We start from the raw sequence: 24,255 nt of genomic DNA on the forward strand, positions 1-24,255 counted from the left end.
CCGCCACAAAACGCCGATAGACGTGGCTTTCCTTATTTGTTAGAACGCGCTACCGAGGGAAGACCTCAATGTCTCAGCTCGGCTTCCATGAGACTGCTCCTGGGAGGATCGGATCTGCCGACGAGGTCACCGGCTCAAGGAGGGGATCGGCGTGCCTGACGGATGGCAATGGGACAGCACCCTGTTTCAGGGGTGCGCGGCCTACTACGAGCGCGGCCGGCTGCCGTATGCTCCGGGGTTCGCCGAAACGCTGGCCGCGACGCTCGGTCTGGATGGCCGGGGCCGGCTTCTCGACGTCGGCTGCGGGCCGGGCACCGTGATTCTCGCGCTGGCGCGGTACTTCACCGAGGGGGTCGGCATCGACCCGGATGAGGACATGCTGGCCGAGGCCGAGCGACAGGCCGAACGTCGGAGGGTGACCAACGCGCGTTGGGTGGCCGCCCGCGCCGAGGACCTGCCGGCCGGTCTGGGCACATTCCGGGTCGTGGTGTTCGCCCAGTCCTTCCACTGGACCGATCGAGATCGCGTCGCTGCGGCCGTGCTGGAGATCCTGGAGCCAGGAGGCACGTTCGTCCACATGAGCGATTGTGAGAATCCGACCGCGGAGCCGGCGCCACTGCCGCTGCCCGCTCCCCCGTACGCGCAGATCAGCGACCTGGTACGTCGGTATCTGGGGCCGGTGCGCCGCGCGGGACAGGGAACGCTCGTCAACGGCACGCCGGACCGCGAGGACCTCGTCCTGGCACGGGCGGGGTTCGAGAACTTCGAACGACATGTCGTGGCAGCCGGAGCGGTGGCCGATCGCACCGCAGACGACATCGTGGCGTGGGTGTTCTCCCGATCCGACTCCGCCCCTCACCTGTTCGGCGACAGGCTGGAGGACTTCGAGCGGGACCTGCGCGCGGTGCTGCGACAAGCGTCACCCGGCGATCGCTTCGCGGAGCGTCTTCCATCGACCAAGATCATGATGTGGCACAAGCCGCATGGTGAGCGGTGACGACAACACCGCAATGGCATGGTTGTGGATCGTTGGACCAGTCGTGGCGCGTGATCCGGGTCGCTGCGGCGGGATTCGCCTGAGCGGTACGGGACTGTGGAAGACGCCCACCGGCCGGTAGTGTCGTCCAGGTGGATCTTGACGACATCGCCGCCCGGCTCGGGGTGCCCGTCGAGGACGTCGACCGGGTGCACCGGCTCGCCGCCGACCGGCCGTCGGCTCCGCTGCCCGCCAAGGCCGACGCGCCCTCGATCCTCGACCGGCTCGGGGTGGAGCCGGACGACGCCGCCGAGATCATGGCGGGCTGGCCCGATCCCGGCTCTCCACTGTGGACTCCTGAGCTGCGCTGGCTGCTCGACCGCTCGATCGCCCTGGTCCGCGCCGACCTCGGAGGCTACGACTGGCTGTCGCCCGGTCCCGAGCTGCCGCGCGAGCGGGGCCCGGCCTGGCGGCATCTCTACGTGTACGCGTACCTGGCCCTGATCGACGTCGTCACGGGTTACCACCGCGACCACGGCATCGCCGGCGCCGTGTCGTGGACGACCCTCGCCGACCTGGGCCGCAACCTCGCCGTCGACCGGCGGATGCACGGCGAGGGCTGGCCGGTCATGCAGAGCTGGCTGACGCTGCACGCGCGCGGCGGGCTCTACGAGCTGGGCCGGCTGCAGTATCACCGCGGCGACACCGCCATCGGCATACACATCCCCGAGTCGGGACCGATGACCCCGGAGGCGGTCACGGCGTCGCTAGACGAGGCCCGCACGTTCTTCCCGCGCCACTTTCCCGACGAGCGCTACACGGCGTTCTCCTGTGGCTCGTGGCTGCTCGACCCGCAGTTGCGGGATTACCTGCCCGAGGACTCCAACATCGTCAGGTTCCAGCGAAGGTTCGAGCTGGAGCCCTACGAGGAGCCGGAAGGCCTGGACGCCGACGTCGAGGTGCGACGGTTCGTGTTCCGTACCCTGACCACGCCGCTCGACCGGCTGCCGCGCCGCACCGTGCTCCAGCGCGCGGTCGTCGACCACCTGAAGGCCGGCCGCCACTGGTACTGGCGCCGCGGCCGCTTCCCCATCTAGAGGCACACCACCCCGGGTTCCGTCTCCCGGACAGGCGCGCGTAGCCGTGTCGCGAGTTCGCCGGTGGCGCGGGTCGCGTGCTGCTGCATGCCGGGGCCGAAGGTGATGCGTGTCGCGCCCAGCCGGGCCAGGTCGATGATGGAACTGATCCCCGGCTGGGCTGCCATGTTGATGGGGCCCTCGATGCCCTCCCGCAGTACGGGCAGCACCTCGGGCGGCGCCAGAAGGGGGTAGATGCAGTCGGCGCCGGCGGCCAGATACAGGCGGGCCCGTGCCAGGGCGTCGGCCGGGTCGCCGGAACCGAACAGGAAAGTGTCGACGCGCGCGTTGATGAAAAGCGCGTCACCTGCGTGGGCGCGGACTTCGGCCAGCCAGTCCGCGTGCCGGCGTGGGTCTTTGAGCGTGGCGTTCTCGGAGTCCTCCAGGTTGCAGCCGACGGCGCCGGCCTCCAGGAGGCGCCCGACAAGTTCTCCGGGGGCGAGTCCGTAGCCGTCCTCGACGTCGGCGGATACGGGGACGGGGACCCCCCGGGCTATGCGCGCTATCGCGGCGAACATCTCCTCCGGCGGGGTCGAGCCGTCCGCGTAACCGAGCGAGGCGGCGATCCCGGCGCTTGGTATGGCGAGCGCGGGAAAGCCGGCGTTGGCGAAGACGCGGGCACTGGCCACGTCCCAGGGTCCGGGCAGGATGAGCGGGTCGCCGGGGGCGCGCCCGTGGTGCAGGGCGCGGAAAGTAGCCACATGCATGCCCGCAACACTAGACACCAAATGGCCCTGGGGTATGGTCCATTGCTATGACAGATTGCCGGGCCAATTCGGCGGCTGCCGCACCTTCCACGTTCGGCGCCGACCTGCATCTGGAACTGTCCGGGCCTGGGCTGCGGGCCGGGCTCACAGACGCTCTGCGTGAGGCCGTCCGCACGGGACGCCTGGCGCCCGGCACTCGGCTGCCGTCGTCCCGTTCGCTTGCCGCCGATCTCGGCATCGCCCGTAACACAGTGGCCGACTCCTATGCCGAACTGGTCGCCGAGGGCTGGCTCACCGCCCAGCAGGGCTCCGGGACCCGGGTGGCCGAACGGTCCGAGCCGCGCAGGGCGGCACCCTCCGCTCCCCGGACGCGGCGGGCCCAGCCCCGTCCCACCTACGGCCTGCTGCCGGGCGCGCCGGACCTCGCGAAGTTTCCTCGCACACAGTGGCTCGCCGCAGCCCGCCGCGCTCTGACCGCGGCGCCACACGACGCCTTCGGCTACGGCGACGCACGTGGCCGGGCGGAACTGCGCGCCGCCCTCGCGGACTATCTGGCGCGGGCCCGCGGGGTGTACGCCGAGCCGGAGCGGATCGTCGTCTGCTCCGGTTTCCACCACGGTCTGACGCTGATGGCGCAGGTGCTCCGGGCCCGGCGGGTTCGGGCCATGGCCGTCGAGTCGTACGGACTCGACATCTATCGCGACCTGCTGAGCGACGCCGGCCTGCGCATCCCGCCCCTCTACGTCGACGAACACGGCGCCCGCACCGACGATCTGGCGCGGTTGAACGGGGCCGGCGCAGCACTGCTGACACCGGCGCATCAGTACCCGACAGGGGTCGCGCTGAGCCCGGCCCGGCGCACGGCGGCCGTCGACTGGGCGCGTACCACCGGCGGGCTGATCCTGGAGGACGACTACGACGGAGAGTTCAGATACGACCGTCAGCCGGTGGGTGCTCTGCAGGGCCTCGATCCAGAACGGGTGGTGTACTTCGGCACGGCGAGCAAGTCACTGGCGCCGGGACTGCGGCTCGCCTGGATGGTGCTGCCCGAGGAACTGGTCCCGGAGATCGTGGCGGCCAAGGGGCACATCGACTACATGTCCAGCGCGTTGGAACAGCTGACGCTCGCGGAGTTCATCACGTCGGGCGCGTACGACCGCCATGTGCGCTCGATGCGGCTGCGCTACCGGCGTCGCCGCGACCAACTGGTCGCGGCCCTGGCGCAGCGCGCCCCCGGCGTCCGCGTGACCGGCTTGGCCGCCGGGTTGCAGGTGGTCCTGGAACTCCCGCATGGAACCGAGCGCTCGGTCGTCCAGGCGGCGGCCCGGCAGGGCCTGGCGGTCAGCGGGATGGCGCCGTTCCGCCACGAGGTGGCGGGCTCGGGCCGGCGGTTGCCCGAGCGGGACGCGCTGGTGGTCAACTACGCGGCCCCCTCGGACAGCGCATGGGCGGGTGCGCTGGACGCACTGTGCCGGGTGCTGCCGTAGCCGACCACGGCCGGCAGGCCCGCTGCCGGGCCGATGATCCCGCCGTGGTCAGCTCCCCGCGGGCTGCGTATCGGTGTCGAAGGCCTTTTGGTGGCGTCGGATTTCGGCCTGGTTGTCGGCCGACCACGCGGCCAGCGCCAGCACGGTCGAAAGCAACGACGTGCCGAGGCCGGTCAGCTCGTACTCGACCCGGGGCGGGACCTCGGGGTAGGCGGTTCGGCTGACGATCCCGTTGCGTCGCAGTTGCTTCAACGTCAGCGTCAGCATGCGCTGCGAGATGCCGGGGATCGCGGCGGCCAGGTCGGAGTAGCGTGTCGCGCCGTCGGCGAGGGTGCCGATGACGAGCACGCTCCACTTGTCGCCGACGAGGTCGAGGACCTCGCGGATGAAGTCCGCGTCCTGGTCGTCCCAATGGGCGCAGGGTCCCGGCGCGGTGCGCACGTCGGCCCGCACTCCGGCCCTGACCTTCCGGGTCTTCTCCGCCGCCATGCGCGCCACCCCTCTGGCGTAACCGCTTCCACACACATGAATGTGCCTTTTGTACGGGTTCTGATTCTAATGCACGATGTGGCTACGAACAGAAGGTATGTAACCAGGAAGCGAGGGTGATTCCCGTGAAGATCGAATTCTGGTCGGACATCGTGTGCCCGTACTGCGGGCTGATGGACCACAGGCTGCGCCAGGCACTGGACCGCTTCGAGCACGCCTCGGACGTCCACGTGGTCCATCGCTCGTTCCAGCTGCATCCCGACCTCCCTCGTGAGGGAGTCACCCAGCGGGAGCTGTTCCGCATGGCCGGGATGCCCGAGGCGACCGGCGAGCAGGTCCTGCGCCGGATCGAGGTGGCCGCCGAGGCCGAGGGACTCACGCCGTACAACGCGCTCGAACGCCGGCTCGGGCCGACCGACTTCGCCCACGAGCTTCTCGCGTACGCCGCCGGCCAGGGCCGTTCGGGCGAGATCTGGTCGGCGATGTTCCGCGCCCACTTCGGTCAGGGCCGCGACCTGTGGACCGTTGAGCAGGTGCTCGACTTCGCCTCGGAGGTGGGACTGGACCGCGACGGCGCGGCTGCCGCGCTGCACGACGGCAGATACCGGGCGCGGGTGGCCGACGACCAGCACGCGGCCCAGCGCCTCGGCGCCCGCGGCACGCCGTTCATCGTCCTGGACGGAAAGTACGCCATGTCCGGCGCGATCGGCCCTGACGAACTGCTCTCGGCCATTGGTTCCGTCTGGGAGGAGGGCCATCCGGCCGCCGTCTCCCCTCTGCCTCCGATAACCGGCGGCGACGGGGTGTGCACCCCGGACGGCTGCATGGCCCCCGCCCCCAGCGGCGAATGATCCGTCCCGTCTCGCCGAATCTGATCAAAGAGAGAGTCTCATGTCCACAGCGTTCGAACCGATCACCATCGGCCGGTACACCGCCCGCAACCGGGTGGTAATGGCCCCGATGACGCGGAACCGCGCGTACGGGCCGGGAGCGAGCCCGACCCGGCTGATGGCGACCTACTACGCCCAGCGCGCCGACGCTGGTCTGATCATCACCGAGAGCACCCAGCCTTCACCCATCGGCCAGGGCTTCCCGAACACGCCGGGGCTGCACAGCGCCGAACAGGTCGAGGCCTGGCGGAGGGTGACCGCCGGGGTGCACGAACGGAACGGCCTGATCTTCGCTCAGCTGATGCACGCTGGGCGGGTCGGCCACCCCAGCCTGCACGGGGGAACGCTGACACCGGTCGGGCCGTCGCCGGTGAAGGCCGCCGGAACGGTGTTCACCATGGACGGCCCGCAGGAGTTCGTCACCCCGCGGGCGCTGGACCGGGTCGGCATCAGGGAGACCATCGAGGACTTCGCGTCGGCGGCGCGCAACGCGATCGAGGCCGGCTTCGACGGGGTGGAACTTCACGCGGGCAGCGGCTTTCTGCTGCACCAGTTCCTGTCGACCAACGCCAACCAGCGTGACGACGAGTGGGGCGGTAGCGCCCGGGGACGCGGCCGGTTCAGCGTCGAGGTGGCCAGGGCCGTCGCGGACGCCGTCGGCGCCGACCGCGTCGGACTGCGGATCTGGCCGTCCCATGTCTACAACGACATCGTCGAAGACGGCCACCACGACACCTACCTCGCGCTGCTCGACGCGCTCAACCCGCTCGGCCTGGCCTACCTGCACATCGCCGAAGGACCCGACACGGAGCTCACCCACCGGCTGCGGGAACGGTGGACCGGCACGCTGATTCTCAACCCGTACACCCCCGGCGCATTCACCGGGCCTGAGTCGCTGAAGCTCATCGACAGCGGCGCCGCCGACCTGATCTCCTACGCCTCGCTCTTCATGGCCAACCCGGATCTGCCTCGCCGGTTGCGGGCCGGCGGGCCCTTCAACACCCCCGACTTCAGCCGGGCCTACGGCGGCGACCACAAGGGGTACACCGACTACCCGCCCCTTCCCGGCCCCTGACTTGCCTCCAGGAAAGCCGGCCGTCTAAGCTGACTACTAGATTGTGTAGCTAGGTGAGGCGCATGAGGATCTTTCTGGCCGGCGCGTCCGGCGTGATCGGGCAGCGGCTGATTCCCCGCCTGGTCAAGGAAGGGCACGTGGTCGGCGGCATGACCCGCTCGGCCGGTAAGACGGAGCTGCTGGCCCGGCTCGGCGCCGAGCCGATCCTGTGCGACGTCTTCGACCAGGACGCCCTGGTCAAGGTGGTCCGCGACTTCGCCCCGGACGTCATCCTGAACGAGCTGACCGATCTGCCGGACGAGGCGGAGAAGATCGGTGACCACGTGGAGCTGAACGCCCGCATCCGGACCGAGGGCAACCAGAACCTGATCGAAGCGGCCCGGAAGAGCGGATCACCGAAGATCCTCGCCCAGACCGTCGCCTGGCAGCTGCAGGCCGGCCCCGGCGCCGACGCCGTCGCCGAGCTCGAACGCTCCGTACTCGCCGAGGGCGGGGTCGTGCTCAGCTACGGGCAGTTCTACGGGCCCGGCACCTACTACGAACAGCGGATCCCCGCCGAGCCACGCGTCCAGATCGACCACGCCGCCGACCGTACGGTGGAACTGCTCGACGCGCCGTCAGGCGTCGTCGTCATCACCGACCAGCCCGCATAGAGATCAGGGGACATCATGCCGCTCTCATTCGAGGGTGTTCTGGCCGATCGGACCACGTGGCGGCTGGACAACTGCTCGATCGGCAGGTCGATGGAGACCATCGGCACGCGCTCGTCGATGCTGATCCTGCGCGAGGCCTTCTACGGCACGACCCGGTTCGACGACTTCGTACGGCGGACGAAGATCGGTGACGCGATCGTCGCGGCACGGCTCAAGGACCTGACCGACATCGGGGTGTTCACCAAGCAGCCCTATCGGGAGCCGGGCAGGCGCACCCGGTACGAATATCTCCTGACGGAGAAGGGCCAGGACCTGTTCCCTGCCGTCTTCGCGCTCATGCAGTGGGGCAACAAGCACTTACAGGGCGAGGACGGCGGCCCGCTGCGCCTCGTCGAACGGGGCACCGGCGAGCCGGTCGTGATCGGCGCGCGCACCGCCTCCGGCAGGGACGTCGGCCCCGAGGATCTCGCCATCGTGGCCCACGGCGACTGGGCCGACCCGCAGTGAGGCTGACCGTGCATCAGGCGCTGTTCGACACTCCAGGCGGAACGGCGGCGAAGTGGCCCGGAAATCCCCTGCGGAAATGGCCCATGTCCGGCATCCGCCGGACGCGTTAGCGTCTCCGCATGCCGATCCGTGCCGTGCTCTGGGACATCGACGACACTCTGTTCGACTACGCCGGCGCCGACCGCGCCGGCCTCCGCGACCATCTGGCCGCCGAAGGGCTCGCCGAGCTGTTCCCCTCCGTCGACGACGCCCTTCGTCACTGGAAGGCCCAGACAGAGCTGCACTGGGCGAGATTCATCGCGCGGGAGACCGACTTCCAGGGACAGCGCCGCGCGCGTGTCCAGGGCTTTCTCGGCGTGGACATGGACGACTCCGAAGCGGACGCCTGGTTCGATCGCTACGTGGTTCACTTCGAAGCCTGCTGGGCGCTCTTCCCTGACAGCCTCGCGACCTTGCACGAGCTCGCCACCGACTTCCGGCAAGCCGTGCTGTCGAACTCCAGGCTGGACTACCAGGAACGCAAGTTGCGCATCCTCGGCGTGCGGGACCATTTCGAAACCGTCCTGTGCGCAGCCGAACTCGGCGTGTCCAAACCCCAGGCCGCCGCCTTTCACGCGGCGTGCGACGCGCTGAAGCTGCCCCCGGGCGAGGTGCTGTACGTCGGCAACGAGCCCGACATCGACGCGGGCGGCGCGATGGCCGCCGGGCTCGCCGCGGTCTGGCTTGACCGGGACGGCGTCGGCGGGCGTTCCGAGCTGGTGCGGATCGGCGATCTCGGCCAGCTTTCCCGGTTGCTGACGCTGGGACGATCCTCATGGAGCGCCGGGTAGCGCCGGCCTGTTCGGCATCAGCTCGGCAGTCGAGTTCGTGGTCAGCTCGAGTGGTCAGCTCGACGTGGGACACCGCTTGCCGAGAGCGGACAGCTCACCGGAGAAGGCCTTCGCGTGCTTCAGTTCGTCGTTCGCGGTGTCCTTGAGCATTTTGGCCGCCTCCGTGTCGCCGTCCGCCGAGGCTTGGCGGGCGTAAGCGGGATACACCTGCGTGCCCTCGCGCGTCTCCCCTTTGATCGTCGCGCACAGATTCGTCCCGGTGTCGCGCACCGCGCCGGCCAGATTCGCGTACTCGGCGAAGTGCTCGGCGTGCTCGACGGCGGCCGTCCGGTGGAACAACGTGGCGAGTCCGGGTTGCCCGGTCTCCCCTGCCCTGTCGCCGTACAGCGTGTACTTGGCGTAGGCGAAGGCCTCGTCCTTCATCGCCACCCGCAGGTTCTCAAGGGTGCGGAACGAGGAGACCGTGGACGGGCCGGCCTGTATCTCGACCGGCTCGGCCTGCACGTCGGTCGGGACGTTCGCCGGGGGCGAGCTCCCGGTGATGGCCTTCTCCGCCTGGAGGAACTTCGCACAGTGATCGGCCTCGTCCTGGGCGACTTCGGTAAAGAGCCTGGCGGCCTCCTTCTCGCCGTCCGCCGTGGCCTGCTCGGCGAACTGCCTGTACATCATCGTCGCCTCGTAGGACTCGCCGCGGGTGCTGGCACGGAGGTTCGCCGCGTTGTCGCCGACCAGGCCGATCAGCCTCGCCTGCTCGGTGAAGTGTTCGCGCAGTTCCGTGTGCGCGGTGCGCCGGTACAGCGCCGCCAGATCGGGCAGGTTCTCCCTGTCCGCCTGATCGGCGTAAGCGCGGTACGTCACGTGCGCCAACGCCTCACCCAGCATCGCGTTCGTGACGTTGGTACGCGTCGACGGAGCGACATTGTCCTCGTGGGAAGCGGACGCCGCCGTCGCGTTCCCGGCCCCTACGGCGAGAAGGGTGACCGCGCCGGCAGTCGTAAGACACGCTCTCCAGCAGGCGATTCGGGTTCCCATACGACCCCCCCGGATGTGCGTGCGGCCCCGTGCCCGAGCACGCCGGCAAGGGCGCGCGGCTTTCCCTGGGCCTGGTACCCACCGTGTAAGCGAAATCTCCAAAAACACCCTGAGCTATGCCGTGATAGGAAAAATCGGCACAGACAGGCATCCATACGTCGAGGCCGGCGGTGACGAGCACCGCCGGCCTCGGTGAGCGGCGAACGCTCAATCCGTGCCTGTCAGGATCACTTGAACGCGAACTCGGCCCGGTGGAGGCTGCCGTCGGCCAACGTCACCGTGAAGGTGCGCCGACTCCCTGCCCACGACCGCGGCGTGTCGACGTTGAGGTGGTAGGAACCGAGTTTGCCGATCCAGTGGTACTCGGCACCCGGTTCGTCGAAGGTGGCCGACACGACCGCCGACTCGCCGTCCTCCTCGCCGTCGATCGTCCACTTGATCGGGATGGTCCGGCCGGCTTGAACGGCGTTGACGCCGTCCGATTTGACCGGGGGCCTGAACCCGCCGAACCTGCCGGGCCGTGGGACGGCGACGGTGGCGGTGGCGGACCGGGAGGCGTCGACGGTCGAGGTCGCGGCCACCGTCAGAGCCCGTGCCGTCTCGTCGGACGCGACCGTCAGCAGCCCCTCGCCGTCGATGGTCGTGCCGGTGCTCGCGTTGCCGCGCACGCTCCACGTGACGCTCTGCGCCGGGTGGCCGTCGCCGGTCACCGTGGCGGTGAAGGACTGCGTCCCACCCCTGGAGACGGTGACGGCCGAGGGAGTGACCGAGACTCCGGTCACGACCGGCGCCGGAGGCGTCGCCGTGAACGAGAAGTTGGTGTCGTCCCAGAAGTAGCCCACTCCGGTGTTGGCGTTCACGCCCCCGAAGTAGTGGTTGTCCGGGTCGTGGAAGACCGCTTCGAAGTACTGGGACTGCGCGGAGTTGCGGTAGACCTCGTAGTCCATGTGGCCGTCGTCCTGCAGGTCGATGACCGCGATCGACATGGGGCCATGGCCCAGGCCGATCACGAGGTGACCACGCACCCATGCCGCGCTCTGGACGACGTCGTACGCGCTGTTGATGTGATAGGTCGCCAGGAGGTCCCAGGTGCCGTTGTACCCAGCGCCGGCGGCCGGCGCGTAGACGCCGTACTGCCCGTGCTCGGTGCCGGTGGCCAGCTTGATCTTGCGTACCGTGGTGCCGTCGTCGGTCAGCATCACCGCGACGCCGGGCTGATCGGTCCAGATCACGTTGCACTTGGCGCCGAAGTCGTCGGGGACGTCGAAGGCGGTGGCGTGCACGCCATCGAGCGTGTTCGTGCCGTCGAGGTCGATGTTCGACTCCTTGACGACGTAGAACTCCGGCGCCTGGGTGTAGCTGCTGGATCCGTTGCCGAAGATCAGATCGCCGCTCGCCTCGTCGTAGGAGAACGAGTTGAGGTGGCCGAAGTCGTGCGTGAACGTGTGGGCGAGGGTGGCCGTCTTCGTGGCGTAGTCGATGTCGTAGACGTACACGTGGCCGTTCGCGACGGTGTGGCTGTCGTCGCTGGCGGCGCCGATCCACAGCTTGCCGTCGACGAAGTTGCCGCCCTGCTCGTCGTGCATCCCGGGGATGGTGAACTGCGGCGTGACGGTCGAGGCGTTCACCTTGTAGTTGTCCCGCGGGTCCAGCTTGACGGTGCTGAGCGTGACCCAGGGGCTTCGCTCGCTCACGTTGATCGGCTGCACCGAGTTGGCGTCGTGGCTGAGGACGTACGAGATCTTCGCGGTGGCGGCGGGGATCACGTAGACGTACGGCGAGGCCAGGCTCTTCCAGCCGGTCGACGGCGACAGGAAGGTGCCGTTGGCGTCGTAGGCGAAGACCGTGACCGAGACGTCGGAGCCCTTGGGGCCGCCGTCGAACTTCAGCGCCTGCCAGGACCGATCGACGGCGACCGGCGCCTTCAGGCGGATCCGAGTCGCGACGTCGCTCGCGCCGTCCCGCTTCACTCCGGTCGCCGAGGCGATCGTCCCCTGCTCGAAGTCGTTGAACCCGGGGTCGCTCGTGGAAGGCGGAGCCGTGGTGCCGGTGCCGGCGACGCCGATGGTGAGCCAGGCGGCGTGGTCGGCCGGGGTGACCGCCCCGCCCGCGTGGTACTTCAGGACGTAGCGGATCTTCGCCGTGCCGGCGGGGATCGTGTAGGTGTACGGGCTCACCAGGCTCTGCCAGCCGGTGGACGGCGACAGATAGGTGCCGTCGGCGTCGTAGGCGAAGACCGTCACGTCGATGTCGGGGTTGCCGGCGGCCTCGGTGAACGCCAGCGTCTGCCACGAGCTGTCGACGGCAGCGGCGGTCTTGAGGCGAAGGCGCGTCGAGTCACCGCCGTCGAGGCCTGTGGCGGACGCGATGGTGCCCGACTCCAGGCCGTAGAACACCGGGTCGGTGATCGTCGTGGCGGCCGTCGCCGCCGAGGCCGGAGCGGCGAGCCCCGGGAGAACGAGGATCACGGTCAGCGCGGCGAGGATCGCGCTGAGTGCCCTGTGGGCGACCCCGCGTTTCGACCCTGTCGGCCCGGGTGGGAACGCCAGCTGCACTGTCTTCCTCCATCACGTCGTCGACTACCGGCCTCGACACCGCGCAGTCGCCCTCGCGGAGTCGCGGGGCCTCAGCAGATTGAATTCGACCCCCGTGAACGGAATCCGGCACGACGCCGAAGATCGGCTGACTGAAGATGAATCTTCGCGAACGGGACGTCGCACGCAATTCGGTAGACCGCTTGGACCTCGGCCGGGCCGGAACCTTTGGCGAGTCGGCGGTGTAGAGGTAGCGACCACGTAGGCCCTCGTGACGGGAGTCGCCCATGCTTCGCATCGCCCTGACAGTGACCCTGGCCTGTTCCCTGCTGGCGGGGTGTGCCGAGCAGCCGTCCGGCGGGTGTCCCGACCGGTTGTCACCGGCGCCGCTGCCCACCTGGGCCCGTACGGGGTTCCAGCCGCCCGACCAGCCGGTGACGTACGTCCTGGGGGACCGGGGCGACATCGCGGCCGTGGTGTTCGGAGATCCGTTGCTGTCGCCGCCGGGCAAGGATCGCGGCAACAAGATCCTCTGGGTGTCGCGGGTGTCCCAGGACGGGGATCCCCTCCTGATCGAGGCGCGCCTGGACGGCACGGGGGCGCCGGTCACGCGCGAGGTGCCGGGCGGTCCCGGTCCGTCGGGCGTCGACTTGCCGGAGGCGGGCTGCTGGCACGTGACGTTGCGCTGGTCCGGGCACGTCGACACCCTCAGACTGCGGTACGTCCAGCCGTGACGGCGGGGCAGCGGGTGGCGGGGCAGCGGGTGGCGCGGCGGCGGGCATCGCCCGAAGCGGTGCCGCCCGCCGCCCCGCGCCGGGTTTTTACTGCGGGCGGGGTGTTACTGCGGGCCGGGCCGGAGCGCGCGGCCGCCGCCGTACGCCTTCACGCGACAGTCGTCCTGGATCTTGGAGATGTCGACGTCGGGGCCGGGGACGCTCGCGTACCGCCAGCCGAGCTTCGCGGGGCCGTCCACCTTGACGAGGTGGACGTCGAAGCCGTGGTCCTGCAGGCACTTGGCCTCGATGCGGACGCTCTTGGCGTAGTTCGGGTTCTTGGCGGGGTCGAGCTCCGGCGGCAGCAGCGGCCGCAGGTGCTCGCAGGCGGCCCGCGCGGACTTCTCCGCCGCCTTGGTCCAGGTCCCCTTGCTCGGCATGCCGTGCTCCGTCAGGCAGCCGGCGTACGCCGCGCGGAACTTCCGCACCTCGGCCTCGGAACTGTCCAGGCGCAGCTGCGGGCGGGACTTCGTGGCACGGGCGGGCTTGGACTCGGCCTGCGCCGCGACCGGTCGGGTGGCTGACACCTGGCCGGCCTGGGCGGGTGCGGGGGTGCCCGGACCGCTCGCCGCCTCGGCGGCGCCGCAGGCGGTGAGGAGGCCGCAGGCGAGGGCGGCGATGGAAAGCGCGGTGGCGTGTCGTGCGGACACGCGCTGATCGGTTCGGTTGCTCATGCCGGAGAGGATGGTCGAGCAATGTCAGGAAGTTGTCAGGAACCCTTGGTCGGCGGATGAGCACGGGCGAGGTGGTCACCAGCCCGACCTAGTATCGCCACCTGTGGGTGCATATGTCCTGGTCGCAGAGGACGACACGAAGCAGGCCGAGCTCATCCGCCGCTACCTGGAACGGGAGGGCCACGAGGTCGTCGCCGTCCACGACGGCCGCGCGGCCCTGGAGTCGGTACGCCGGCGGGCCCCCGACCTGATGGTGCTCGACGTGATGATGCCCAAGGTCGACGGACTGGACGTCTGCCGCATCCTGCGCGCCGAGTCGGACCTCCCGGTGCTGATGCTGACCGCCCGTTCCACCGAGGACGACCTGCTGCTCGGCCTCGACCTCGGCGCGGACGACTACATGACCAAGCCGTACAGCCCGCGCGAGCTGATGGCGCGCGTCCGCACGCTGCTCAGGCGTGCCCGCGCCGTCGCCGCGCCGGCCCGGCCGCCCGCGCCGGTGCTGAGGGCCGGCGCCCTGGTCGTCGACCCGGACCGCCACGAGGTCAGCGTGGACGGCGTGCCCGTCGAGTGCACCCCCGGCGAGTTCGCGGTGCTGGAGCTGCTGGTCAGCGAGCCGGGACGGGTGTTCACCCGCGAGCAGATCCTCGCCCGGCTGCACGGGTTCGACCGCTACATCACCTCGCGCACCGTGGACGTCCACGTGATGAACCTCCGCCGGAAGATCGAGCCCACGCCGCGCCGTCCCGTACGGCTCCTCACCGTCTACGGGGTGGGCTACAAGCTCGCCGACGACCGGCGGGACCCGCGCGATGCGGGGTGACGTGCCGCTGCACCGCAGCCTGCTGCTGCGGCTGCTCGCGGTGTCCGTCCTGGTGTCGGTCTGCTCGATCGCGGCGACGGCCTGGCTGACCGCGCGGAGCACCACCGTGGCGATCAGGCAGGAACAGGGACAGGCGCTCACCGACGACGCCCGCACGTACGACACCCTGCTCGGCTACGCGGCCACCCATCCCGGCTGGGACGGCGCGGGGGACGTCGTGCGGGGGCTGGCCCGCGACACCGGTCGCCGCGTCACGATCACCACGGAGCAGCGCGTGCCGCTCGTGGACTCCGACGCCGGGCCGCCCGCGACGCTGCCCGCCCGGCCGACCGCGTCGATCGACCCGCTGCACGTGGACACGGTCCTGGCGGCCGCGTCCGGTTCGTCCCTGACGGCCGGATCCGATGCCCTGCTGCCGCAGGGCGACCTTCTGGCGGCCGTGACCGACCACATCGACCCGCGCGCCGTGGGCCCCTTCCTGCTGCCGCGCAAGGAACGTGACACCCTGCGCGTCGCCGCCGAACGGCGTGCCGCCTGCCTGCGCAGCGGCTTCGGCGCCGTCGCCACGATCGCCTACAGCCCGAGCGGACGGCCCGTGCTCGACACCCGGGGCGCGCGCCCATACTCCGAGACCCGGTGCCCGAGCACCGTCCTCGACCGGCCGACCGCCACCGAGGCCAAGGCCCTCGCGGCGCTGCAGAAGCTCGTCGACAGCTGCCTGGAGCGGCGGCACGAGTCGCACGTGCGGCTCAACCTCGACTTCACCTGGACGCGGTTGCCCGCGGCCGTTCCCGCCCAGACGGCGGCGGACGACGCCCCCCGCGGCAACGTCGTCCCGGAATGCGTCACCGGCAGCCGCCGCGAGCAGCTCGCGCCGTACGTCGCCCCGCCCGCGCTGCTCTTCCTCAGCAGCCGCGGTGGCGGCGACATCTCGACCGTCTTCGACCTGTCGCCGGAGAACCGGACCCGCATCGCCGGAGTGGCCGCCCTCGTGCTGCTGATCACCGTGACCGCCAGCGTCATGGCCGGAACCCGGTTGAGCCGCCCCCTGCGGGCGCTCACCGACGCCGTACGGAACATGGAGGAAGGGCGCGCCGCCCGCGCCGAGGTCAGGGGGAAGGACGAGATCGGCAGGCTCGCCGCGGCCTTCAATGCCATGGCCGAGCGGCGCGAGCGGCTGGAAGAGCTGCGCAAGGCGATGGTCGGCGACGTCGCCCACGAGCTGCGGACGCCGCTGAGCAACATCCGCGGCTGGCTGGAGGCCGCCCAGGACGGGCTCGCCGACCCCGATCCGGAACTCGTGTCGTCGCTACTGGAGGAGGCCCTGCTGCTCCAGCACGTCATCGACGACCTCCAGGACCTGGCGGTGGCCGACGCGGGCGAGCTGAGAGTGCACGCCGAGCCGGTCGACGTGGCCGATCTGCTGGCCCAGGTCGCGACCGCGCACCGGGGCGGCGCGGAGACGGCCGGCGTCACGCTGCTGACGCAGGCCGACGGCCGCCTCCAGTTGGTCGCCGACCCCGTGCGGCTGCGCCAGGCGGTGGGCAACCTCGTCTCGAACGCCGTACGGCACACCCCGCCCGGCGGCACCGTACGCCTGCAGGCCCGCCGCGCGGACGGCGACGTGGCGATCGACGTGACCGACACGGGCAGCGGGATCGCGCCCGCCGACCTCCCGCTGGTCTTCGAGAGGTTCTGGCGGGTGGAGAAGTCACGCAGCAGGCGCAGCGGAGGCAGCGGGCTCGGCCTGCCCATCGCCCGCAAGCTCGCCGAGGCCCACGGAGGGTCGCTCAGCGCCACGAGCGTCGTCGGCGAAGGTTCGACCTTCACGCTCCGACTCCCCGCCCACGGTCACGCCTGGGAGAGCAGCGAGGCGTAGGCGCCGGAGTGCTGTCGCCCGGACATGAAGGAGACGACTGCTTGACGAACGCGCCGCGGGTGTAGCTGCCGCGCTGGGCAGCCGCACGCCCCGGCACGGTGACGCCTGCGCTGAGCCCGCGCCTGGTCATGCCGGCGACCCAGTCACTATCACGCGGCCCTCCCGTCCTCGTAGGGTCTGTTCATGCTCCTGTGGATCAATGGCCCCTTCGGCGGCGGCAAGACGCAGGCCGCTCACGAGATCCAGCGGAGGCTACCCGGCAGCGTCATCTGCGACCCCGAACATGTCGGGTTCGGCCTACATCGGATGATGCCCCCGCTTTTGCGCGGAGATTTTCAAGACCTTCCGGCCTGGCGGCAAGGCGTGTACGAGGTGCTGGACCTGGCGGCGGCCGGCTCAGGGAGCGCGGCCATGACGTCCGGCACTTCGCGCTACTAGCCGACCGCGAGACGGTACTGCGACGGCTCCGCGAGCGCGATTTCGGCATGTTGTGCAGTTCATCGCGGGAAAGGACGCCCCGTTGCGCCGCGAGAGCTTCGCCGTAGCGAAACTCGACCTCTGCCTGGAGCGCCTGCGCGAGGAGGAGTTTGCCGAGCATGTATGGACCGATCGCCTCATGATCCCGCAGGTCGCCGACCGCATCGCCGCCTCGGCCGGACTGACCCTGACCCCGAACACGGACAACGCACTACGAGGGCGCCTGCGCCAAGCCTGGACAGGGATCAAGCACATCCGGTTCGACTGAGTGCCTCCGGCGGGGGACTCGGCGGAAGGCGTGCTGCGACCTGCGAGGATGGAGGGACCGGTGAGTCTTTCGGCGACGCCGGTAATCCAGATGGGCCCTCCGAACACTTCTTAGCGTGGACGATCCCGAAGAACGATTCACCGATCTTTACGACCAGCACTATCGGAACGTTCTGGGCTATGCCCTGCTGCGCGCCGAGCCTGCGCTGGCGGAAGACGTGGCAAGCGAGACGTTCCTGGTCGCCTGGCGGCGTTGGGACGACATACCCGAGCCGCCGTTGCCGTGGTTGCTCGGCGTCACCAGGAACCTGCTGCGCAACCAGCGCGTCAAGCGGCTCCGCAGTGACGAACTGGTCACCCGGCTCGCTCAGCTGAGCACGTTCGCCGACGGAGACGTCGCCGAACGCGTGGCCGACCGGCAAGAGGCACTCGCCGTACTCGCCGGCCTGCGGGAACAGGACATCGAGGCGGTCGTCCTGGCCAGTTGGTACGGCCTCACACCCGCGCAGGCGGCGGAGGTCGCGGGCTGCTCGGCCCGCACCTACAACGTCCGTCTCCACCGTGCACGCCGCCGGCTCGCGAACGCGCTTCGCCCGCATCCCCCGCTGACCTTCCAGGAGCAGGCATGAACGACGAAGACTCTGTGAACGAACTGATCGCCACGCTGCGTCCCGACTCGCTCACCGAGGAGGCGCACCGGCGACGACGCTCCGCGGACCTCGCCCAGGCGTTCCGGACGCCCCGCGCCCCTCACCACACCCGGAGATTTCCCATGCCCCAGCGTCGCCCCCTTTATCTGATCACCGGTACGGCCGTGGCGGGGCTCGCCGCCGCCGCGATCATCGTCCCTCAGGTCCTCTCAGGCGACTCCTCGCCACTCGCGATCTCCGCCGGCGAAAGCCCCGGCGGCGTCGGCGGCGTCGGTGGCGTCGGTGGCGAGGCCTTCCGAAGCACCGATACGTCCACCACCACCGTGAACACCCGGACAGTCCTGCTCGCCGCGGCCAAGGTGTCCACCGAGGAACCGGCCGGCTCAGGCAAGTTCTGGTACTCGCGGGTGCGTACCACCCAACTGGTCCGAGTGGCCCCGGACGAGTACGCGGCCAAGATCAAGAAACTGCTGGCCGAGCAGGACGCCAAGAAGGAGGAGCTGAAGAACAAGCCGGACGAACTCAATGCCGCGATGAAGGAGTTCGACAAGAAGGTCCATGAGCTGAAGACCACAAGACTGCCGTACGCCGCAAGCCGTTCGGAGACCACCGACACCTGGCGCTCGCTCGGCGGCGCCGCCGGCCGCCGGGTGACCGGCCTGGACATGAAGATCGCATTCGCGACTCCGGCCGATGAGGCGAAGTGGAAGCAAGCCGGTTCGCCGCGCCTGGCCGACGACCCCTCCGGCTCTCGGGAAACCCTGCCCACCGGCGTGGTGTCGATCGACAACCCCAGCTTGACCTGGTCGAACGTCGCGAAGCTGCCGACCGACAAGCAGGGGTTGAAGGACAGGCTGCTGAGCCTGCATGAGAAGAGCCCTGCCAGTGGCAAGAAGCAGCTCGCCGACTACCTGTGGCAGACAGGCGCCGATCTGCTGACCGCGCCGATCACGCCAGGAACCAGGGCCGCCCTGTACCAGGTGCTGGCCGACTCGGCGTCCGGGCTGAAGTCGAGCACTGGAGTAACCGACGCACTCGGCCGCACCGGCGTCGCCCTCGACACGACGGGACCGGACGACGCCGGCGAGGCCGGCAGGATCACCTACCGCCTGATCTTCGACGACAAGACCGGCAAGGCGCTGGAGCTCGACGTCATCGAGGCGGGGACCGCCATGCCCCTGCTCCAGCAGACGTTCGAGACCACCGGCTACGTCGACGCCCTCGGGGACACCCCGGCGCAGTGATCGCGGTCTGATCGTGGACTCGTCCGAGGTCATGGCTGCGCGGGCCTGACACGGAAGCGAGCGGACGGCCGGGGCTCCTCGCCGGGACCGCGTATGTTAGCAATGACTACAAATTCCATTCGGTCTGGAGGCGACCATGGCCGGGGGACGACCGCGTACCTTCGACAGCGACGCGGCCCTCGATGGGGCGATGGAGGTGTTCTGGCGCCAGGGTTACGAGGGCACCGGGATTTCCGACCTGCTCAAGGCGATGGGCATCAGCAATGCGCCCAGCCTCTACAACGCCTTCGGCAACAAGGAGCAGTTGTTCCGTAAGGTGCTCGACCGATACGCCGACGGCCCCGCCCGCTACATCCGCGAGGCGTTCGCGGAGCCGACGGCACGTGCGGCCGTGGAAGCCCTCCTGCACGGCGCCGCTGACGCGACGACCGAGCCCGGCCATCCACGCGGGTGCATCACCGTGCAGGGCGGCTTGGCCTGCTCGCCCGGCGCGGAGGCTGCACGCGATGAACTGACGATGCGCAGGGCGGCCGGAGAGGCGGCCCTGCGGGAACGACTGCAGCAGGCGGGCAGAAGCGGTGAGCTTCCGGACGGCAGCGATCCCGAACGTCTGGCGCGCTACTTCACCACCATCTACCAGGGCATAGCCGTCCAGGCGGCCGGTGGCACGCCGCGAGAGCAACTTCACCAGATCGTGGACATGGCCATGACCGTCTGGCCGCAGCGGCCCGGCGCCTGACGGTGGCCCCACCGCCCGTGTGCGGCGGATCCAGCCGGCGATCACCCTCCGCGCACGAGTAACAGGCGCGAGCGGCGCCAGATACGCCCGGACGCGGGCCGGGCTGCTGCGCCGCCTTTGATGACGCCGTCCGTCGCTCGCGGGCGGCAGGTACCAGGCATCCCTTCCGGTTGACACGCGCTCCTCGCCGAGGCTAGTTTTTTAGTGCTCGATAAAAAACATTCGGACGTAAGGAGTCGCCCCATGGGACAGCTCGACGGCAAGACGGCCATCGTGACCGGAGGAACCAGCGGAATCGGCCTGGCCACCGCAGAGCGCTTCGCAGCGGAGGGCGCGCACGTCTTCGTCACCGGCCGCCGCCAGGACGCACTCGACGCCGCGGTGGCCCAGATCGGCCGCAATGCGACCGGCGTACGAGGCGACGTCGCCGATCTGGCCGACCTCGACCGGCTCTATGCCGCTGTCGCCCAGCAGAACCGGCGCATCGACGTGCTCTACGCCAATGCGGGAGGCGGCGAGTTCGCCACTTTGGAGCAGGTCACCGAGAAGCACTTCGACCAGACCTTCGGCACCAACACCAAGGGCGTGCTCTTCACCGTCCAGAAGGCACTGCCGCTGCTCAACGACGGCGCCTCGATCATCCTGCAGTCATCCAACGCCGGCACCCTCGGCAATGAGGCGTTCGGCGTGTACGCGGCGTCCAAGGCGGCCGTACGCTCCTTCGCCCGCACCTGGGCGGCCGAACTCAAGGGTCGATCGATCCGGGTCAACGCCGTCAGCCCCGGCACGATCGACACCCCCGGCATCGACGGCCTCGCTCCCGACCAGGAGGGAGCCGACCAGCTCAAGTCCTACATGGCCGGCACGATCCCGATGGGCCGTGTCGGACGGCCGGACGAGGTGGCCAGTGCCGTTCTCTTCCTCGCCTCGGACCAGAGCACCTTCATCACCGGCATCGAGCTCTTCGTCGACGGCGGCCGTAACCAGATCTAGGCACCGGCCTCAGCCCGCCTGCCGGACTGTCACTTTCACGGATGAAGGCACACGGCACATGCAACTGGGTCGAACAGGTATTTGGAGTATCGAGCTGCGGATGGCCGATCCGCACGAGATCGGCGACGCCGCCGCCGAGCTCGATGAACTGGGCTGGGGCGCATTGTGGATACCGGGTCTGGGCGGCGGTGACATCCTCGGCGACTCGGAACGTCTGCTGCGGGCCACCCGCAACACGATGGTGGCTGTCGGGGTCGCGAGTATCTGGCGTCATCAAGCCGCCGACATGGCGGCAGGACACGCGCGCCTGCAGAGCACCTACGGCCGTCGGCACCTGCTCGGCCTCGGCGTCAGCGACCCGGCAGCAGCCCGAAGCGCGGGACAGCCGTATCGGCCCCTGGCCGACATGACCGCCTACCTGGACAGACTCGAACAAGCTCCAGCGCCGGTGCCCGCGGGCGAGCGAGTCATGGCGGCACTCGGCCCCAAGATGACCGAGCTGGCGGGACAACGCACCGCGGGCGTACACCCGTTCATGGTCACCCCGGAGTACACGGCCGCAGCGCGCGAGCAGCTGGGTGACGGGCCGGTCATCGCGCCGTACCAGGCCGTCGTCCTCGAAGAGGATCCCGGCAAGGCCCGCGCCGCCGCACGCGACTTCCTGAGCGTGTTCCTCGGCATGGACCATTACGCGCGAAACCTGCGCCGCCAGGGGTTCACCGACGACGACCTCGCCCACGGCGGGAGCGATCGTCTCATCGACAGCGTCGTGGCCTGGGGCGACATCGAGGCCATCGGCACGCGCATCCGCGCACACCACCAAGCCGGAGCCGACCATGTCTGCCTGCACGTCGTGGGCGCAGCCTCGGCGATGCCCCTGCCCGAGTGGCGAAGGCTGGCGCCGCTCGCCTCCTGACGCCGAGCAGGCCGGCATGACATTCGACCTCCTCCAGAAAGGTTTCCCTCCATGAACCCCGACAGTGAAAACGAAAGATTCAGCAGGCGATGGCTGCTCGGGACCGCAGCAGTCGGCGCCGCTGCCATGCCGTTCCTGACCGGAGGCACATCGCAGGCCCTCGCCCGGTCGACGGGCGGGAAGCCCACGCCCGCCACCCGCCTGCCCGGCCTGCCGAAGGGCTTCTGGAAGACCTTCACCAGCCGGTACGTCGACGTCGACGGGCTGCGGCTGCACGCGGTGACCGGCGGGGATGGCCCGCCGGTGCTGTTCATCGGCGGCTGGCCGCAGACGTGGTACGCCTGGCGGAACGTACTGCCCGCCTTCACACGGGACTTCAGCGTCGTCGCGATCGACTCCCGCGGAGTGGGCCTGTCGGCCAAACCCGCGTCGGGCTATGACTCGGGCACCCTCGCCAACGACTCGGTGAAGCTCATGAGAGCCCTGGGCCACAAACGTTTCGCCCTCGTCACCCACGACGTGGGTGCCTGGACGGGTTACGCGCTCGCCTCGGACCACCCGACGGCCGTGGACCGGTTCGTGGCCATGGAGACGATCACTCCTGGTCTCACCGAACCCGGCGCCCTGCTGATCCCGGGACAGCTGAACAACCTGCTGTGGCACTTCCCGTTCAATCGCGTCGACGGCATCAACGAACAACTGGTGCGGGGCCGGGAGGACCTCTACTTCAGGTACCAGTTCGCGTCCAAGGGCACGACGCCCACCTCGATGCCACCGGTCGCCGTTCAGGTCTACGTCGACGCGCTCAAGTCGAGCCCGCAGGCGCTGCGCAGCAGTTTCGAGTTCTACCGCGCCATCGACGAGATCATCGCCCAGAACACCGAGCGCAAGAAGACCAAGCTCAAGATGCCGGTCCTCGCCGTCGCGGGCGAGCGAGCCGTCGGCACCGGCGTGGAGACGGAGATGCGGGCCGTCGCGACGCACGTCAGCAGCGTGATCATCCCCGGCGCCGGTCACTTCCTCATGGACGAGAACCCCGATCAGGTGATCGCGGCCCTCAAGCCCTTCCTCGCGCCCTACCGGGGCTGAAACCAGGTCATGGCGGCACCAGCGCAACGCCCAGGCGCTAGCGGGGTGCGGCGAGAACGTCCCGGAGTACGTTCTCCAGCGTGATGCGGGCCAGCTCGTGCCTCAGCGTCTCCTCGACGCCCTCGTAGATGCCCTGCATCGCCGGCTGGATGCCGTAACCGATCACGCAGTCCTGATCGGGTGTGGCGCGGTGCATCGCGAACAGCGGACCGGGTTCGACCGCCTCGTACACGTCGAGCAGCGTGATCGACTCCAGCTCGCGTGCGAGCGCCCAGCCCGCGCCCAAGCCGCGCCGGGACTCGACGAGCCCTGCCTTGCGAAGCTCGGCGAGCAGTCGCCTGATCACCACGGGATTGGTGTTCGCGCTGGTCGCGATCTGCTCGGAGGTGGCGACCTCATGGCCCTGGCGCTGGTAGAGGCCGATCCAGGCCAGCGCGTGGGCGGCGATGGTCAACCTGCTGTTGGCGCTCATGAGCCCTCACTCCCTCAGCCGTAACGCATCATGTTACGACACTGCTGATGTAACAGCTTTGGTTGCGATAACACTGTCGTAACCAATATTGTTCTGACAACTGAGCCAACGATGCAACAGAGAGGTGCGAAGAATGAACAAGCCACTCACAGGAAAGGTCGCCCTGGTCACTGGCGGGTCCCGCGGACTGGGAGCCGCGACCGTACGGCTGCTCGCCGAGCAGGGCGCCGACGTCGCGTTCACCTACGTCAGCTCCGACCAGCAGGCGAAGGCCGTCGTCGACGAGGTGCGCGGCAAGGGGGCGAAGGCCGTCGCCTTCCGGACCGATCAGGCCGACACGAGCCGGGCGCCGGCGCTGATCGCCGACGTGGTCGCACACTTCGGCGGCCTGGACATCCTCATCAACAACGCGGCGATCTCGCCGGAACAGGGCCGCACCGTGGACGACCCGGACGCCGACACCGCCGCGCTCGACCGCATGCACGCCACCAACTATCTCGGCGTGATCGCCACCATCCGGGCCGCTTCCAGAGTGCTGCGCGCCGACGGCCGGATCATCACGGTGAGTTCGGGGCTGGGCTCGCGGGTGGGCGTCCCGGGCCTTGCCGACTATTCGGCGACCAAGTCTGGTGTCGAGAGGTACACGATGGGCGTCGCCCGCGACCTTGGCCGCCGGGGCATCACGGCCAACGTCGTGGAGGCCGGACTGATGGAGAGCGGGATGGAGCCGCCGGACGCCGAGACCCTCCAGGCCCTGCTCAGCTCACTGTCGCTGCAGCGCATGGGCCATCCCGACGAGATCGCCGCGGCGATCGTCTTCCTGGCGAGCCCCGCCGCGTCGTACATCACGGGCGCAGTGCTGGACGCCCACGGCGGCTACAACGCCTGACTTGACCATATAGTAGTCAGCCACTTAGGCTGACTACTAAAGAGTCAAGTCAGG

The 24,255-nt window shown here is 69.6% G+C and carries 26 protein-coding genes; 20 read left to right on the forward strand and 6 right to left on the reverse strand.

Annotation, left to right across the window (positions count from 1 at the left end; translation table 11 throughout):
* Positions 1-151 precede the first annotated feature (151 nt).
* Together FLX07_RS00395 and FLX07_RS00400 are read left to right on the forward strand one after the other, a co-directional pair.
* A complete protein-coding gene (locus FLX07_RS00395) occupies positions 152-997 on the forward strand; it encodes a class I SAM-dependent methyltransferase (protein ID WP_142567413.1) in 846 nt (281 codons plus the stop codon).
* Between the two features lie 131 nt (positions 998-1,128).
* Entirely contained in the window at positions 1,129-2,073 is a 945-nt protein-coding gene (locus FLX07_RS00400; protein ID WP_142567414.1) for an acyltransferase domain-containing protein, read from the forward strand.
* Here the strand turns inward: FLX07_RS00400 and FLX07_RS00405 are convergent.
* Positions 2,070-2,819, reverse strand: coding sequence for an isocitrate lyase/PEP mutase family protein (locus FLX07_RS00405; protein ID WP_142567415.1), 750 nt, complete (start codon positions 2,817-2,819; stop codon positions 2,070-2,072). The genes FLX07_RS00400 and FLX07_RS00405 overlap by 4 nt on opposite strands.
* Positions 2,820-2,866: 47 nt before the next feature.
* Between FLX07_RS00405 and pdxR the strand changes: the two genes are divergently transcribed.
* Positions 2,867-4,306 (forward strand): MocR-like pyridoxine biosynthesis transcription factor PdxR, encoded by a 1,440-nt coding sequence (pdxR, locus tag FLX07_RS00410; protein ID WP_142567416.1) that lies wholly within the window; start codon positions 2,867-2,869, stop codon positions 4,304-4,306.
* 48 nt (positions 4,307-4,354) lie between these two features.
* Here the strand turns inward: pdxR and FLX07_RS00415 are convergent, their stop codons facing one another.
* On the reverse strand, positions 4,355-4,795 hold the full coding sequence (locus FLX07_RS00415) for a winged helix-turn-helix transcriptional regulator (RefSeq protein ID WP_142567417.1): 441 nt from the start codon (positions 4,793-4,795) through the stop codon (positions 4,355-4,357).
* A 125-nt stretch (positions 4,796-4,920) separates the two neighbouring features.
* On the opposite strand from FLX07_RS00415, the gene FLX07_RS00420 reads away from it, so the two are divergent.
* The 5 genes from FLX07_RS00420 to FLX07_RS00440 all read left to right on the forward strand — a co-directional run bounded on the left by FLX07_RS00420 (position 4,921) and on the right by FLX07_RS00440 (position 8,750).
* A complete protein-coding gene (locus tag FLX07_RS00420; protein ID WP_142567418.1) occupies positions 4,921-5,646 on the forward strand; it encodes a DsbA family oxidoreductase in 726 nt (241 codons plus the stop codon).
* A 40-nt stretch (positions 5,647-5,686) separates the two neighbouring features.
* Positions 5,687-6,760: an alkene reductase gene (locus FLX07_RS00425; RefSeq protein ID WP_142567419.1), complete on the forward strand. Its 1,074-nt coding sequence runs from the start codon at positions 5,687-5,689 to the stop codon at positions 6,758-6,760.
* Positions 6,761-6,822: 62 nt separating this feature from the next.
* Positions 6,823-7,413: an NAD-dependent epimerase/dehydratase family protein gene (locus tag FLX07_RS00430; RefSeq protein ID WP_142567420.1), complete on the forward strand. Its 591-nt coding sequence runs from the start codon at positions 6,823-6,825 to the stop codon at positions 7,411-7,413.
* A gap of 15 nt (positions 7,414-7,428) precedes the next feature.
* Positions 7,429-7,920, forward strand: a complete 492-nt coding sequence (locus FLX07_RS00435) for a winged helix-turn-helix transcriptional regulator (protein ID WP_142567421.1) — start codon at positions 7,429-7,431, stop codon at positions 7,918-7,920.
* 119 nt (positions 7,921-8,039) lie between these two features.
* A complete protein-coding gene (locus FLX07_RS00440; RefSeq protein ID WP_142567422.1) occupies positions 8,040-8,750 on the forward strand; it encodes an HAD family hydrolase in 711 nt (236 codons plus the stop codon).
* Positions 8,751-8,804: 54 nt separating this feature from the next.
* Here the strand turns inward: FLX07_RS00440 and FLX07_RS00445 are convergent, their stop codons facing one another.
* Positions 8,805-9,782 (reverse strand): ferritin family protein, encoded by a 978-nt coding sequence (locus tag FLX07_RS00445; RefSeq protein ID WP_223852878.1) that lies wholly within the window; start codon positions 9,780-9,782, stop codon positions 8,805-8,807.
* A 227-nt stretch (positions 9,783-10,009) separates the two neighbouring features.
* Positions 10,010-12,337 carry a PxKF domain-containing protein gene (locus FLX07_RS00450; protein ID WP_142567423.1) on the reverse strand — a complete coding sequence of 776 codons (2,328 nt, stop codon included), beginning with the start codon at positions 12,335-12,337 and terminating at the stop codon, positions 10,010-10,012.
* Positions 12,338-12,603: 266 nt separating this feature from the next.
* Between FLX07_RS00450 and FLX07_RS00455 the strand changes: the two genes are divergently transcribed.
* Complete coding sequence (locus FLX07_RS00455; RefSeq protein ID WP_208762011.1) at positions 12,604-13,050, forward strand: hypothetical protein; 447 nt, start codon at positions 12,604-12,606, stop codon at positions 13,048-13,050.
* Positions 13,051-13,154: 104 nt separating this feature from the next.
* Here FLX07_RS00455 and FLX07_RS00460 read toward each other — a convergent pair whose 3' ends face one another.
* Positions 13,155-13,763, reverse strand: coding sequence for a hypothetical protein (locus tag FLX07_RS00460; RefSeq protein ID WP_142567424.1), 609 nt, complete (start codon positions 13,761-13,763; stop codon positions 13,155-13,157).
* A 103-nt stretch (positions 13,764-13,866) separates the two neighbouring features.
* Between FLX07_RS00460 and FLX07_RS00465 the strand changes: the two genes are divergently transcribed.
* The 10 genes from FLX07_RS00465 (at position 13,867) to FLX07_RS00505 (ending at position 22,840) form a co-directional block, all read left to right on the forward strand.
* Positions 13,867-14,586, forward strand: a complete 720-nt coding sequence (locus tag FLX07_RS00465; protein WP_229689433.1) for a response regulator transcription factor — start codon at positions 13,867-13,869, stop codon at positions 14,584-14,586.
* On the forward strand, positions 14,576-16,465 hold the full coding sequence (locus FLX07_RS00470) for a HAMP domain-containing sensor histidine kinase (protein WP_142567426.1): 1,890 nt from the start codon (positions 14,576-14,578) through the stop codon (positions 16,463-16,465). The genes FLX07_RS00465 and FLX07_RS00470 overlap by 11 nt, the downstream gene beginning before the upstream one ends.
* Before the next feature lie 183 nt (positions 16,466-16,648).
* Entirely contained in the window at positions 16,649-16,903 is a 255-nt protein-coding gene (locus tag FLX07_RS36825; protein ID WP_208762012.1) for a hypothetical protein, read from the forward strand.
* 52 nt (positions 16,904-16,955) lie between these two features.
* The gene (locus FLX07_RS36830) at positions 16,956-17,210 is read left to right on the forward strand and encodes a hypothetical protein (RefSeq protein WP_208762013.1); all 255 of its coding nucleotides are present in this window, start codon (positions 16,956-16,958) and stop codon (positions 17,208-17,210) included.
* A 115-nt stretch (positions 17,211-17,325) separates the two neighbouring features.
* Complete coding sequence (locus FLX07_RS00480) at positions 17,326-17,838, forward strand: RNA polymerase sigma factor (RefSeq protein ID WP_142567427.1); 513 nt, start codon at positions 17,326-17,328, stop codon at positions 17,836-17,838.
* Positions 17,835-19,103, forward strand: coding sequence for a hypothetical protein (locus FLX07_RS00485; protein ID WP_142567428.1), 1,269 nt, complete (start codon positions 17,835-17,837; stop codon positions 19,101-19,103). Before FLX07_RS00480 ends, FLX07_RS00485 begins: the two co-directional genes overlap by 4 nt.
* 136 nt (positions 19,104-19,239) lie before the next feature.
* Positions 19,240-19,842, forward strand: coding sequence for a TetR/AcrR family transcriptional regulator (locus FLX07_RS00490; protein WP_142567429.1), 603 nt, complete (start codon positions 19,240-19,242; stop codon positions 19,840-19,842).
* Between the two features lie 243 nt (positions 19,843-20,085).
* The gene (locus tag FLX07_RS00495; RefSeq protein WP_142567430.1) at positions 20,086-20,835 is read left to right on the forward strand and encodes a glucose 1-dehydrogenase; all 750 of its coding nucleotides are present in this window, start codon (positions 20,086-20,088) and stop codon (positions 20,833-20,835) included.
* Positions 20,836-20,893: 58 nt separating this feature from the next.
* On the forward strand, positions 20,894-21,751 hold the full coding sequence (locus FLX07_RS00500; protein ID WP_142567431.1) for a TIGR03620 family F420-dependent LLM class oxidoreductase: 858 nt from the start codon (positions 20,894-20,896) through the stop codon (positions 21,749-21,751).
* 51 nt (positions 21,752-21,802) lie between these two features.
* Positions 21,803-22,840: an alpha/beta fold hydrolase gene (locus FLX07_RS00505; RefSeq protein WP_223852879.1), complete on the forward strand. Its 1,038-nt coding sequence runs from the start codon at positions 21,803-21,805 to the stop codon at positions 22,838-22,840.
* 37 nt (positions 22,841-22,877) lie between these two features.
* Here FLX07_RS00505 and FLX07_RS00510 read toward each other — a convergent pair whose 3' ends face one another.
* Positions 22,878-23,312: an Rrf2 family transcriptional regulator gene (locus tag FLX07_RS00510; protein WP_142567432.1), complete on the reverse strand. Its 435-nt coding sequence runs from the start codon at positions 23,310-23,312 to the stop codon at positions 22,878-22,880.
* A gap of 133 nt (positions 23,313-23,445) precedes the next feature.
* On the opposite strand from FLX07_RS00510, the gene FLX07_RS00515 reads away from it, so the two are divergent.
* Entirely contained in the window at positions 23,446-24,201 is a 756-nt protein-coding gene (locus FLX07_RS00515; protein ID WP_142567433.1) for an SDR family NAD(P)-dependent oxidoreductase, read from the forward strand.
* The last annotated feature ends 54 nt before the right edge of the window (positions 24,202-24,255 follow it).

Origin of the sequence: Microbispora bryophytorum (genome assembly GCF_006874465.1) — a bacterium.
GTDB classification, from domain to species: Bacteria; Actinomycetota; Actinomycetes; order Streptosporangiales; family Streptosporangiaceae; genus Microbispora; species Microbispora bryophytorum.

Bases quoted from the DNA above. Each gene is read 5' to 3' on its own strand.
- FLX07_RS00455 (WP_208762011.1), top strand. From the start codon at position 12,604: ATGCTTCGCATCGCCCTGACAGTGACCCTGGCCTGTTCCCTGCTGGCG.
- FLX07_RS00425 (WP_142567419.1), top strand. From the start codon at position 5,687: ATGTCCACAGCGTTCGAACCGATCACCATCGGCCGGTACACCGCCCGC.
- FLX07_RS00440 (WP_142567422.1), top strand. From the start codon at position 8,040: ATGCCGATCCGTGCCGTGCTCTGGGACATCGACGACACTCTGTTCGAC.
- FLX07_RS00515 (WP_142567433.1), top strand. From the start codon at position 23,446: ATGAACAAGCCACTCACAGGAAAGGTCGCCCTGGTCACTGGCGGGTCC.
- FLX07_RS00435 (WP_142567421.1), top strand. From the start codon at position 7,429: ATGCCGCTCTCATTCGAGGGTGTTCTGGCCGATCGGACCACGTGGCGG.
- pdxR (WP_142567416.1), top strand. From the start codon at position 2,867: ATGACAGATTGCCGGGCCAATTCGGCGGCTGCCGCACCTTCCACGTTC.
- FLX07_RS00445 (WP_223852878.1), bottom strand. From the start codon at position 9,782: ATGGGAACCCGAATCGCCTGCTGGAGAGCGTGTCTTACGACTGCCGGC.
- FLX07_RS00470 (WP_142567426.1), top strand. From the start codon at position 14,576: ATGCGGGGTGACGTGCCGCTGCACCGCAGCCTGCTGCTGCGGCTGCTC.
- FLX07_RS00510 (WP_142567432.1), bottom strand. From the start codon at position 23,312: ATGAGCGCCAACAGCAGGTTGACCATCGCCGCCCACGCGCTGGCCTGG.
- FLX07_RS00485 (WP_142567428.1), top strand. From the start codon at position 17,835: ATGAACGACGAAGACTCTGTGAACGAACTGATCGCCACGCTGCGTCCC.
- FLX07_RS00460 (WP_142567424.1), bottom strand. From the start codon at position 13,763: ATGAGCAACCGAACCGATCAGCGCGTGTCCGCACGACACGCCACCGCG.
- FLX07_RS00405 (WP_142567415.1), bottom strand. From the start codon at position 2,819: ATGCATGTGGCTACTTTCCGCGCCCTGCACCACGGGCGCGCCCCCGGC.
- FLX07_RS00490 (WP_142567429.1), top strand. From the start codon at position 19,240: ATGGCCGGGGGACGACCGCGTACCTTCGACAGCGACGCGGCCCTCGAT.
- FLX07_RS00495 (WP_142567430.1), top strand. From the start codon at position 20,086: ATGGGACAGCTCGACGGCAAGACGGCCATCGTGACCGGAGGAACCAGC.
- FLX07_RS00500 (WP_142567431.1), top strand. From the start codon at position 20,894: ATGCAACTGGGTCGAACAGGTATTTGGAGTATCGAGCTGCGGATGGCC.
- FLX07_RS00505 (WP_223852879.1), top strand. From the start codon at position 21,803: ATGAACCCCGACAGTGAAAACGAAAGATTCAGCAGGCGATGGCTGCTC.
- FLX07_RS00430 (WP_142567420.1), top strand. From the start codon at position 6,823: ATGAGGATCTTTCTGGCCGGCGCGTCCGGCGTGATCGGGCAGCGGCTG.
- FLX07_RS00415 (WP_142567417.1), bottom strand. From the start codon at position 4,795: ATGGCGGCGGAGAAGACCCGGAAGGTCAGGGCCGGAGTGCGGGCCGAC.
- FLX07_RS36825 (WP_208762012.1), top strand. From the start codon at position 16,649: ATGCTCCTGTGGATCAATGGCCCCTTCGGCGGCGGCAAGACGCAGGCC.